10 protein-coding genes are annotated in these 12,165 nt (G+C 56.8%); 7 read left to right on the plus strand and 3 right to left on the minus strand.

All coding sequences use genetic code 11. The annotated features are described in order from the left end of the window. Window positions 1-36: 36 nt before the first annotated feature. From M2433_RS11515 to yejF, 5 genes are all read left to right on the plus strand, one after another. Complete coding sequence (locus M2433_RS11515) at window positions 37-1,593, plus strand: cyclic di-GMP phosphodiesterase (protein ID WP_429054283.1); 1,557 nt, start codon at window positions 37-39, stop codon at window positions 1,591-1,593. Window positions 1,594-1,667: 74 nt separating this feature from the next. Continuing rightward, complete coding sequence (locus M2433_RS11520; protein WP_429054281.1) at window positions 1,668-3,473, plus strand: extracellular solute-binding protein; 1,806 nt, start codon at window positions 1,668-1,670, stop codon at window positions 3,471-3,473. Window positions 3,474-3,482: 9 nt separating this feature from the next. After that, complete coding sequence (locus M2433_RS11525; RefSeq protein WP_063428806.1) at window positions 3,483-4,577, plus strand: microcin C ABC transporter permease YejB; 1,095 nt, start codon at window positions 3,483-3,485, stop codon at window positions 4,575-4,577. Then, on the plus strand, window positions 4,577-5,602 hold the full coding sequence (locus M2433_RS11530; protein WP_429054279.1) for an ABC transporter permease: 1,026 nt from the start codon (window positions 4,577-4,579) through the stop codon (window positions 5,600-5,602). Before M2433_RS11525 ends, M2433_RS11530 begins: the two co-directional genes overlap by 1 nt. Before the next feature lies 1 nt (window position 5,603). Continuing rightward, window positions 5,604-7,193, plus strand: a complete 1,590-nt coding sequence (gene yejF, locus M2433_RS11535) for a microcin C ABC transporter ATP-binding protein YejF (protein ID WP_429054277.1) — start codon at window positions 5,604-5,606, stop codon at window positions 7,191-7,193. A gap of 3 nt (window positions 7,194-7,196) precedes the next feature. On the opposite strand, the gene M2433_RS11540 is transcribed toward yejF, so the two are convergent. The 3 genes from M2433_RS11540 to rsuA form a co-directional block, all read right to left on the minus strand. Beyond that, on the minus strand, window positions 7,197-7,541 hold the full coding sequence (locus M2433_RS11540; protein WP_008500952.1) for a YejG family protein: 345 nt from the start codon (window positions 7,539-7,541) through the stop codon (window positions 7,197-7,199). A gap of 278 nt (window positions 7,542-7,819) precedes the next feature. Then, complete coding sequence (locus M2433_RS11545) at window positions 7,820-9,016, minus strand: Bcr/CflA family multidrug efflux MFS transporter (RefSeq protein ID WP_047346584.1); 1,197 nt, start codon at window positions 9,014-9,016, stop codon at window positions 7,820-7,822. Window positions 9,017-9,031: 15 nt separating this feature from the next. Continuing rightward, window positions 9,032-9,739 (minus strand): 16S rRNA pseudouridine(516) synthase RsuA, encoded by a 708-nt coding sequence (gene rsuA, locus M2433_RS11550; RefSeq protein ID WP_347481685.1) that lies wholly within the window; start codon window positions 9,737-9,739, stop codon window positions 9,032-9,034. Window positions 9,740-9,953: 214 nt separating this feature from the next. Here rsuA and M2433_RS11555 point away from each other — a divergent pair, with 214 nt between their 5' ends. Together M2433_RS11555 and rplY are read left to right on the plus strand one after the other, a co-directional pair. Further along, a complete protein-coding gene (locus M2433_RS11555) occupies window positions 9,954-11,714 on the plus strand; it encodes a DEAD/DEAH box helicase (protein ID WP_429054274.1) in 1,761 nt (586 codons plus the stop codon). A 125-nt stretch (window positions 11,715-11,839) separates the two neighbouring features. Further along, complete coding sequence (gene rplY / locus M2433_RS11560; protein WP_010433464.1) at window positions 11,840-12,124, plus strand: 50S ribosomal protein L25; 285 nt, start codon at window positions 11,840-11,842, stop codon at window positions 12,122-12,124. Window positions 12,125-12,165 lie beyond the last annotated feature (41 nt).

The following is a 12,165-nucleotide window of genomic DNA, read 5'->3' on the forward strand; positions in this document are numbered from 1 at the left end:
AATACATCCAGCGGCATTTCAGGAATCACGACGTCTATGTTCACCCGCTACTTCTCCAGTAATCGCAAGATACTGATCCTCAGCATTATCACAGGCCTTATTGCCGCCCTGCTCCTGGGGTCGCTGCAATTTTTCTGGAGCTACCACAAGCGCGAAGTCAAATTCGACACCCTGATTCACGACGTCAGCATCTACATGGAAAGCTATTTCGATGAGTTAAAAAGCGCCATCGATGCCCTCCAGCCGCTCACGCTGAACAGTTGCCATGACGTCAGCCAGGAGCTCACCTCGCGCGCCGCCTTTAGCATTAACGTTCGCGCATTCCTGCTGGTCAGAGACAAAATGGCGTTCTGCTCTTCTGCCACGGGCCCGATGAATACCCCGATGGAGGGGCTGATACCCGAGCTGCACATTGATAAGCAGATCGATATGGCACTGCTTCCAGGCACCCCGATGTTGCCCAATAAGCCCGCGATTGCCATCTGGTACCGTAACCCGTTAGTGAAGGACGGCGGCGTGTTTACCTCGGTGAATCTTAATCTGACGCCTTACCTGCTCTATACCGCACGCCAGGATGAATTCGCGGGCATCGCCATCATCATTGGCGATCATGCGTTGTCAACGCGGTCCAGCACGCTGGTGAAGGCGCATGACTTACGTGAGATCCCGGCACGCACCGCGACGCTGAAAGACGTTCCCCTGACCATTAATCTTTATGCGGACGCATGGACCAGCGATGAAATTCTCTACGCCCTGTTCTTCGGGCTGGTCTGTGGAATTTGTGCCGGATCGCTCAATTACTATATCCTCAGCATACGGCTCAATCCTGGCAAAGAGATTTTAAGCGCCATCAAGCGCGGCCAGTTTTACGTGGTGTATCAGCCCGTCGTCGATGCCGCATCGCTCAGGATGACCGGGCTTGAAGTGCTGATGCGCTGGAAACACCCGACCATGGGGGAAATTCCGCCGGACGCGTTTATCAATTTTGCCGAAGCCCAGAAGCTGATTGTTCCGCTGACGCTGCATCTCTTTGATCTTATTATTCGTGATGCCCCCGTGTTACAAACGCTGCTCCCTCCGGGCGCAAAGGTGGGCATCAACATTGCGCCGGGGCATCTGCATGCGGAAAGCTTCAAAGACGACATGCGCACCTTCAAAGCCCTCCTGCCGCCGGATTACTTCCAGATCGTGCTGGAAATTACCGAGCGCGACATGCTTAACCATCGGGAAGCCAACAGCCTCTTCGAATGGCTGCATAACGAAGGCTTTGAGATAGCCATTGATGACTTTGGCACCGGCCACAGCGCGCTGATCTATCTTGAGCATTTCACCATGGACTACCTCAAAATTGACCGTGGTTTCGTGAATGCGATCGGCACCGAGACCGTGACGTCACCGGTGCTGGATGCGGTTCTGACGCTGGCAAGACGACTGAGTATGTTGACCGTTGCCGAAGGCGTAGAAACGCCGGAACAGGCCGCCTGGCTGCGCGAGCATGGCGTTAACTTCCTTCAGGGATACTGGATTAGCCGTCCGATGCCGCTGGAGCAGTTCCGCCAATGGCGTCCTGACGTTTCACTCGACGGTGAATAATTTCACAATGCCCGTGGCGTCACTTATTATTCAGCTTAACCGAGCCGGTCTGTAAAAGAGGGAGCTGCCGCGAGATGCTTATGCGCTTCATGTTGCTGATGTTGGCATTAACGAGCCTGTCCAGCCAGGCGCAGGCCATCAAAGAAAATATCGCCTTCGCGGTCATTGGCGAGCCGAAATACGCGGTCAATTTTACGCACTTCGATTACGTCAATCCTGCCGCGCCGAAAGGCGGAAAGGTCACGCTTTCCGCCACGGGAACCTTCGACAACTTCAACCGCTTCGCCCTGCGCGGCGTGGCGGCGGCGCGAACGGAATCGCTTTACGATACGCTCTTTGTCACGTCTGATGACGAGCCCGGCAGCTACTATCCGCTGATTGCCGAGAACGTGCGCTATGCCGATAACTTCGCCTGGGCGGAAATCTCGCTGAACCCGCGGGCCCGCTTTCATGACGGCTCGCCGGTTAAGGCCAGCGACGTTGCGTTCACCTTCCATAAATTCATGACCGAAGGCGTTCCCCAGTTCCGCATCGTGTATAAAGGCGCGTCGGTCAGAGCCATTGCGCCGCTCACCGTGCGCATTGAGCTGAACGAACCGAACAAAGAGAATATGCTCAGCCTGTTCTCTCTGCCCGTCATGCCGGAATCGTTCTGGAAAAACCATAAGCTAAGCGACCCGCTCTCGACGCCACCGCTGGCGGGCGGCCCGTATCGCATCACCGACTGGCGCATGGGGCAGTATGTAGTCTATTCCCGCGTCAAAGACTACTGGGCGGCCAACCTGCCGGTAAACCGCGGGCGCTGGAATTTCGACACCCTTCGCTATGATTACTACCTTGACGATAACGTGGCGTTTGAAGCCTTCAAAGCCGGCGCCTTCGACTTACGCGTCGAGAGCAGCGCTAAAAACTGGGCAACCCGCTATATCGGGAAAAATTTCGCCAAAGGCTATATCGTCAAAGACGAGCATAAAAATGAATCCGCCCAGGACACGCGCTGGCTGGCGTTTAATATTCAGCGTCCGGTTTTTAATGACCGCCGGGTGCGGGAAGCCATTTCCCTGGCCTTTGATTTCGAATGGATGAACAAAGCCCTGTTTTACGGCGCCTACAGCCGCGCGAACAGCTATTTTCAGAATACCGAGTATGCCGCACGCGATTACCCGAAGGCCGACGAGCTGGTCCTGCTGGCACCGCTGAAAGCCGAGGTTCCTCCGCAGGTTTTCACCAGCGTGTTTCAGCCGCCCGCGTCGAACGGTGACGGTTACGATCGCGACAACCTGCTGAAAGCCAGCAAGCTGCTGGATGACGCGGGCTGGCCCCTGAAGAATCAAAAACGTGTTGATGCCAAAACGGGCAAGCCTCTCAGCTTTGAGCTGCTGCTTTCGTCCGGGGGCAACGATCAGTGGGTTCTGCCGTTTAAGCACAACCTTGAGCGGCTGGGCGTGACCATGAACATTCGTCAGGTTGATAACGCGCAGATTACCAGCCGCATGCGCAGCCGTGATTACGACATGATGCAGCGCCTGTGGCCAGCGCAGCCGTGGCCCAGCTCGGACCTGCAAATATCCTGGGCCTCCAGCTACATCGACTCCTCATACAATGCCCCGGGGGTAAAAAGCCCGGCGATTGACGCGCTGATTGCGAAAATTGTGGCGGCGCAGGGGGATAAAGAGAAGCTCCTGCCGCTTGGGCGCGCCCTCGACAGGGTGTTAACCTGGAACTACTACATGCTGCCGATGTGGTATATGGGTGAAGATCGGCTTGCGCGCTGGGACAAGTTCTCCGTGCCTGCCGTGCGCCCGGTCTATTCCCTGGGCTTTGATACCTGGTGGTATGACGTTAATAAAGCCGCCAGACTTCCCGCTGAGCGGCGATAGGGAATCATCATGGGTGCATATCTTATCCGCCGTCTTCTGCTGGTCATCCCCACCCTGTGGGCCATCATCACGATTAACTTTTTTATCGTGCAAATCGCCCCCGGGGGGCCGGTCGATCAAGCTATTGCCGCCATTGAATTTGGCAACAGCGGCGGCATGCCCGGCGGTGGCGGTGAAGGCATGGGCGCGAGCCATGCGCGAACCGGCGTGGGGAATATTAGTGAAAGCCATTATCGCGGCGGGCGCGGCCTGGATCCGGAGGTGATCGCCGAGATCACCCATCGCTACGGCTTTGACAAACCGATTCACGAGCGCTATTTCAAAATGCTCTGGGATTACATCCGCTTTGATTTTGGCGATAGCCTGTTTCGCAGCGCGTCAGTGTTAACGTTGATTAAGCAAAGTCTGCCGGTTTCGATAACGCTGGGGCTGTGGGGAACACTGATCGTCTATCTGGTCTCTATTCCGCTGGGGATCCGTAAAGCGGTTTACAACGGCAGCCGGTTTGATATCTGGAGCAGCACGTTCATCATCATCGGCTACGCCATTCCGGCGTTTCTGTTTGCCGTCCTGCTGATCGTCTTTTTTGCTGGCGGAACTTATTTCGACCTCTTCCCGCTGCGGGGGCTGGTCTCCGCCGATTTCAGTTCCCTGCCGTGGTATCAGAAAATTACCGACTATCTCTGGCATATTACTCTGCCGGTCCTGGCCACGGTCATTGGCGGGTTTGCCGCCCTGACCATGTTGACCAAAAACGCCTTTCTCGATGAAATTCGCAAACAGTACGTCGTCACTGCCCGCGCCAAGGGCGTGAGCGAGAAGCAGATCATGTGGAAACACGTGTTCCGCAACGCCATGCTGCTGGTCATTGCCGGATTTCCAGCCACGTTCATCAGTATGTTTTTTACCGGCTCGCTGCTGATAGAGGTGATGTTCTCGCTCAACGGTCTGGGCCTGCTGGGCTATGAGGCCACCGTGTCGCGTGATTATCCGGTGATGTTTGGCACGCTCTATATTTTCACCCTGATTGGCCTGCTGCTGAATATCATCAGTGATATTAGCTATACGCTGGTCGATCCCCGAATCGATTTTGAGGGCCGCTGATGCCGCACTTAAGCCCCGTCAACCAGGCCCGCTGGGCCCGTTTTCGCCACAACCGCCGCGGCTACTGGTCGCTGTGGATTTTTGCCGTGCTGTTTGTCTTAAGCATGTTTTCGGAGCTCATCGCTAACGACAAGCCGTTGCTGGTGCATTTTAACGACCGCTGGTACGTGCCGGTGATTGCCAACTACAGCGAAAGCGACTTTGGCGGCCCGTTTGCAACGCCGGCAGAGTATCAGGATCCGTGGCTCCGCCAGCAGATCGAGCAGCACGGCTGGGCGCTCTGGGCGCCGGTGCGTTTTGGCGCAAACAGCATTAACTTCGCGACAACGGCCCCCTTCCCTTCCCCGCCCTCCGCGCAAAACTGGCTGGGAACGGATGCCAACGGTGGCGACGTGCTGGCGCGCATTCTGTACGGCACGCGAATTTCTATCCTCTTTGGCCTTATGCTGACGGTCTTCTCCAGCGTGATGGGGGTCGTGGCGGGCGCGGTTCAGGGCTACTACGGCGGCAAAATCGACCTGTGGGGTCAACGGGTTATTGAGGTCTGGTCCGGCATGCCAACGCTGTTTCTGATTATCCTGCTTTCCAGCGTGGTGCAGCCGGGCTTCTGGTGGCTGTTAGGCATCACCGTCCTGTTCGGCTGGATGGCGCTGGTGGGGGTGGTGCGAGCGGAGTTCCTGCGCACCCGCAACTTCGACTATATTCGCGCCGCGCAGGCGCTTGGCGTAAGCGACCGGGGGATCATCTTCCGCCACATGCTGCCAAACGCCGTGGTGGCAACGCTCACCTTCCTGCCGTTTATTCTGTGCAGCTCCATCACCACCCTCACCTCTCTGGATTTTCTTGGCTTTGGGCTACCGCTGGGTTCCCCGTCGCTCGGCGAACTGCTGCTGCAGGGCAAGAACAACCTGCAGGCGCCGTGGTTAGGCATCGCCGCCTTCCTCTCTGTGGCCGTGCTGCTTTCGCTGCTGATTTTTATTGGTGAAGCCGTGCGCGACGCCTTCGATCCTAACAAGGCGGTATAAGATGACCCAGCCCCTTCTCAGCATTGATAACCTGTCGATTGCTTTTTCAAATCAGGGCGAGACGCGCACCGTGGTTACCGATCTGTCGCTGCAGATCCAGCGCGGTGAAACGCTGGCCCTGGTGGGCGAGTCGGGTTCAGGCAAGAGCGTTTCGGCACTTTCTATCCTGCGCCTGCTGCCGTCTCCGCCGGTAAGCTACCCGCAGGGAGATATTCTGTTTCACGGCAGTTCGCTGCTGCATGCCGACGAACATACCCTGCGCGGCATCCGCGGCAACAAAATTGCGATGATCTTCCAGGAGCCAATGGTTTCGCTTAACCCTCTGCACAGCCTGGAAAAACAGCTCTATGAAGTGCTCTCGCTACACAGGGGAATACGCAAAGAGGCCGCGCGGGGAGAAATTCTGGACTGTCTTGAACGGACAGGCATACGCAATGCGGCCAAACGGCTGAATGATTTTCCGCACCAGCTCTCCGGCGGCGAACGCCAGCGCGTGATGATTGCTATGGCCCTGCTCACGCGCCCGGAACTGCTGATTGCCGACGAGCCCACAACGGCGCTCGACGTGACGGTACAGGCGCAAATATTAACGCTGCTGCGGGAGCTACGTGACGAGCTCAATATGAGCCTGCTGTTTATCACGCACAACCTCAGCATTGTGAGAAAGCTGGCCGACAGCGTTGCGGTGATGCAAAACGGGCGGTGTGTTGAACAGAATATCGCGTCCACGCTGCTGCACGCACCGCAACATCCGTATACGCAGCGCCTGCTCGACAGCGAACCCTCCGGCGATCCGGTTCCTCTAGATGCGGACAGCGCGCCGCTGCTGCGCGTTGAGGATCTGTCCGTTTCGTTCCCAATCCGCAAAGGTATTTTGCGGCGCATTGTCGATCGGAACCCGGTGCTGAAAAACCTCCGCTTCTCGCTGCGCCCTGGCGAATCCCTGGGGCTGGTGGGCGAATCCGGTTCGGGGAAAAGCACCACCGGTCTGGCACTGCTGCGCTTAATTGCCTCGCAGGGCGAGATCCTCTTTGACGGCATGCCGCTGCACCGCTGGAACCGGCGCCAGATGCTGCCCGTGCGTCCCCGCATGCAAGTGGTCTTTCAGGATCCCAACTCCTCGCTTAACCCGCGGCTCAGCGTATTGCAGATTGTCGAAGAGGGTCTGCGGGTGCATCAGCCGGCTCTGAGCGCTCCGCAGCGCGAGCAGGAGGTCATGCGGGTAATGGTTGAAGTGGGTTTAGATCCCGAGACGCGTCACCGCTATCCGGCTGAATTCTCCGGCGGACAGCGCCAGCGAATCGCGATTGCCCGCGCGCTGATCCTGAAACCGGAGCTGATTATTCTCGATGAACCAACGTCGTCTCTGGACAGGACCGTTCAGGCGCAGATCCTGGCGCTGCTCAAAGGATTACAGGAAAAACACCGGCTGGCCTATATCTTTATCAGCCATGATTTACAGGTGGTGCGGGCGCTATGCCATCAGGTAATTGTGTTGCGACAGGGAGAAGTGGTCGAGCAAGGTGAGTGCCAGCGCGTATTTAGCGCACCAACGCAGCGCTACACGCGCCAGCTGTTGTCGGCAGACTAGCGCTCAGAACGGGTACTGGCCAGAGAAAGGCTCAGCAATCGCAACGCCAAAATTTTTCAGGCGGCAGGTGGCGGCAAATTCGTCCTGGCTTTTCACAAACAGGCACGGCTCGCCTTCGCACTCCAGCACGGAGCTGTCCACTTCAATATCCGTCAGGGCCTGGCTAAGACGTTCCATCACCCGCCATGCATTTTCGTCGCTCGGGCTCAGGAGTTTGAGTGCCACGAGGCAATTCTCGCAGCCCGCGACGTTTTGCGGAATCGGTTCAACTTTCGAACCTGCAAAACCCGCTGACCAGCGATAGCTCTGAGGCAAGCGATGGACAATGGAGAGTTGTAATGTATTCACGTTCGTTCCCCGGAAGCAAAATTTACTTCACAATTTATTTACATTTATAGTAACACATCAGCGCCAGCCTGCACTATTCAGCGCTTTTTATTCGTATCCAGGCTCGCTTCGGCGCTATATGTACCCGTTTCTGCGATCTAACTCAACCTTTTTGAATACAATGATGTGACTTTTTACATAAATAGATTTTACATAAAATAAACAAACACGGCATAAACGAACGTGGGTTTGGTTGATATGTATCAACAAAAAAGGCCCTGCCGGGCCTTCTTTGCGTTTTAGTGAGCCGCTTTTCGCGGTCGACTGGCGTAAAGATAGAAGAGTATGGAGCTGGTTGCGCAAAAAGCCATCGCCCACAGCATTGGCCACGCCGTCGTAAAGGTGGCCATAGAAAGCAGCGCGCCGACGATAGCGCCTATACCGAAGCGGAACGTCCCCGCCAGCGACGATGCGGTACCCGCCATATGCGGAAACTCATCCAGGATAACCGCCATCCCGTTGGACGACACCATCGACACGCAGCCGACAAAGGCCGCCACACCGACGACCAGCGCCCAGAAGCCCACGCCCAGAAACGCGCTCACCACCAGCCAGATAGCCATCACAAACTGGATCCACAGCCCGGCGCGGAACATGTTCAGCGCGCCCACCCGCCGGACAAATCGGCTGTTGATGATGGTCATGATAAACAGGAATACGATGTTGAGCGCAAAGTAATAGCCGAAATGCTGCGGTGAAACGTGGTTCAGCTCGATGTAGACAAACGGCCCGGCGCTCAGGAAGGAGAACATTCCGGCGAAGCTGAACCCGCTCGCCAGCATATAGCTCAGCACGCGCTTGTGGCGGAACAGCGAGGCAAAGTTGCCGATTGTGGTACGGATGTGGAACTTCTGGCGTCGCTCGGCGGGAAGCGTTTCATCAATAAAGAAGAAAATCATCGCCGAGGCCAGCAGCGCGGCCAGTGCCAGGATCCAGAAAATCACGTGCCAGCTAAACCACACCAGCACCGCACCACCCGCCATCGGGGCCACCAGCGGCGCAATCGTCGTCACCAGCATCACAAACGACATCATGCGGGAGAACTCTTCTTTCGGGTAGATATCGCGCATCAGGGCGTTAATCACTACGCTTGCCGCAGCTGCCGCCAGACCGTGCAAGAAGCGCATGATAATCAGGTGATCGATGGTCTGCGACAACGCACAGGCAACCGCAGCCGCCGCGAAGACCAGCGTCCCGCCCAGAATGACGGGCTTGCGTCCAAGGCTGTCCGCCATCGGGCCATAAAACAGCTGCCCAAGGGCAAAACCGAGAATATAGGTGCTGAGCGTCATCTGCGCGCTGCCCGCCGGAACGCCAAACTGCGCGGAAATGACCGGCAGCGCGGGCAGGTACATATCAATAGACAGCGGCATCAGCATGGCCAGCAGGCCAAGAATGAAGACGATTTTGAACGACGAGCGTGGCCTGGTGGTCACAGAGTTCTCCTGAAATTAATGCGAAGGCAGACCGACGCTGGCGATCTCTTCTTCCGTTAACGGGCGGTATTCGCCTAGTGCCAGGTCGGGATCGAGTTCAATCGCACCAATCCGCTCACGATGCAGGCCCACAACGTGGTTCCCCACCGCGGCAAACATACGTTTCACCTGATGGTAGCGCCCTTCACTGATGGTCAGACGGACTTCCGTCGGGGTAATGACTTCCAGTACCGCCGGTTTGGTGAGGTCTTTTTCATTATGCAGCTGAACGCCTTTGGCGAATTGCTCTGCCGTGTCATCCGCAACCGGAGATTCCAGCGTCACGAGATAGGTTTTCTCGCAGTGATGGCGCGGCGAGGTGATACGGTGCGACCACTGCCCGTCGTCGGTCATCAGCACCAGACCGGTGGTGTCGATATCGAGGCGGCCTGCGGCATGCAGCTTGTGTGCAACCGGTTCGTCGAGAAAATAGAGTACCGTCGGGTGATCCGGATCGTCCGTTGAGCAGACATAGCCTTCCGGCTTATTGAGCATGAAGTAGCGCGGACCGTGCTGCTGGGTCAGCGGATTGCCGTCATATTCCACCTGGTGGTCAGGCTGGAGTTTGAACGCGCTGTCTCTCACAATGTCGCCATCCACGGTAACGCGGCTGGCGCGAATTTCGCGCCCGGCAATAGCGCGGCTTACGCCGAGTTGCTGAGCGATAAACTTATCAAGTCGCATGAAATCTTTTTAGCCTTAATGGTGCTGGAAGTCGGACTAGAGGTCCGAAAAAAGAAGCAGTCTGGAACCGTTCAGTATAATGGTCTGGTTGCGCCACTCAAGGGAAAAAGTTTCGTGGCATACTATCTGTACCCTAAATAATTCGAGTGCAGCCAACGCACAGGCAACTTGAAGTATGACGGGTATATGTGCGGAATAACGAAACCGAGACCCTATGACTTTTACACTTCGACCCTACCAGCAGGAAGCCGTTGACGCCACGCTCGCCTGGTTCCGTAAACATCGCGAGCCGGCGGCGATTGTGCTCCCGACCGGTGCAGGCAAAAGCCTGGTCATCGCCGAACTGGCGCGCCTGGCCCGTGGCCGCGTGCTGGTGCTGGCCCACGTCAAAGAGCTCGTCGCGCAAAACCACGCCAAGTATTGTGCGCTTGGGCTGGAGGCCGACATTTTCGCCGCCGGGCTAAAGCGTAAAGAGAGCCACGGCAAAGTGGTGTTTGGCAGCGTGCAGTCGGTGGCCCGCAATCTGGACCTGTTTCGCAGCGAATTTTCGCTGCTGATTGTCGATGAGTGTCACCGCATCAGCGATGACGACGACAGCCAGTATCAGCAAATCCTGGCACACCTGAAAGAAGTGAACCCTCACTTACGCCTGCTGGGCCTGACGGCGACCCCGTTTCGCCTGGGTAAGGGCTGGATCTATCGCTACCATTATCACGGCATGGTGCGCGGCGATGACAAAGCCCTGTTTAGCGACTGCATTTACGAACTTCCGCTGCGCTACATGATTAAACATGGCTACCTGACGCCGCCAGAACGGCTGGATATGCCGGTGGTGCAGTATGATTTCAGCCGTCTGCAGGCGCAGAGCAACGGCTTGTTCAGCGAAGCGGATCTTAACCAGGAGCTGAAAAAGCAAAAGCGCATTACGCCGCACATCATCAGCCAGATTGAGGAGTTTGCCGCGACGCGCAAAGGGGTGATGATCTTTGCCGCCACCGTTGAGCACGCGCGCGAGATCACGGGGTTATTGCCCTCCGGCGACGCGGCGTTAATCACCGGCGAGACGCCCGGCCCGGAGCGCGACGCCCTGATTGATGCTTTTAAAGCCCAGCGGTTCCGCTATCTGGTTAACGTGTCGGTATTGACCACCGGGTTTGATGCGCCGCACGTTGACCTGATTGCTATTTTACGCCCGACCGAATCGGTGAGTCTCTACCAGCAGATTGTGGGTCGCGGCCTGCGCCTCTCGCCGGGCAAAACCGACTGCCTGATTCTGGATTACGCCGGGAATCCGCACGATCTCTATACGCCCGAAGTCGGCGCGCCAAAAGGGAAAAGCGACAACGTGCCCGCGCAGGTCTTTTGCCCTGCCTGCGGGTTCGCCAACACCTTCTGGGGAAAAACCACCGCTGACGGGACGCTGATCGAACACTTTGGCCGCCGCTGTCAGGGCTGGTTTGAAGATGACGAGGGGCATCGCGAGCAGTGCGATTTCCGTTTCCGCTTTAAAAACTGCCCGCAGTGCAACGCCGAAAATGACATTGCCGCCCGCCGATGCCGGGAGTGCGACACGGTGCTGGTCGACCCGGACGACATGCTGAAAGCGGCGCTGAAGTTAAAAGATGCGCTGGTGCTGCGCTGTTCCGGCATGGCACTGCAGCCCGGTGCCGATGAAAAAGGTGAATGGTTAAAAATCACCTATTACGATGAGGACGGGGCGGACGTCAGCGAACGCTTCCGGGTTCAGACGCCCGCCCAGCGGACGGCTTTCGAACAGCTGTTTATCCGCCCGCACACCCGCACGCCGGGCGTGCCCCTGCGCTGGATAACCGTGGCCGATATCGTGCGTCAGCAGGTGCTGTTGCGCCATCCGGATTTTGTCGTCGCCCGTAAGAAAGGCCAGTTCTGGCAGGTGCGTGAGAAGGTCTTCGACTACGAAGGACGCTTCCGCCGGGCAAATGAATTGCGCGGTTAACGGGACTTTTCGTTGATGTGAGGGGCATTTGAGTATAAAATGCCGCCCGCTTCACATCCGTGAGGCAGAACACTCACCTGCTGCTGGGTCGCCTGTAGTAGGGTTTTAAATACAGAGAGAAATCAATGTTCACTATCGAAGCAGAAGTACGTAACGTGCAGGGTAAGGGTGCGAGCCGCCGCCTGCGTAACGCCAACAAGTTCCCAGCTATCGTTTACGGTGGCGAAGCTGCTCCAGTTGCAATCGAACTGGACCACGACAAAGTATGGAACCTGCAGACCAAAGCTGAATTCTACAGCGAAGTTCTGACCATCGTTGTTGGCGGTAAAGAAGAAAAAGTGAAGGTTCAGGCTGTACAGCGTCACCCGTTCAAGCCAAAACTGTCTCACATCGACTTCGTTCGCGCGTAATCGCAAACTCGTCGAATAAAAACCCCGCTTCTGCGGGGTTT

The sequence above is a fragment of the Enterobacter sp. AC1 genome, assembly GCF_050434705.1.
Lineage (GTDB): Bacteria > Pseudomonadota > Gammaproteobacteria > Enterobacterales > Enterobacteriaceae > Enterobacter > Enterobacter cloacae_L.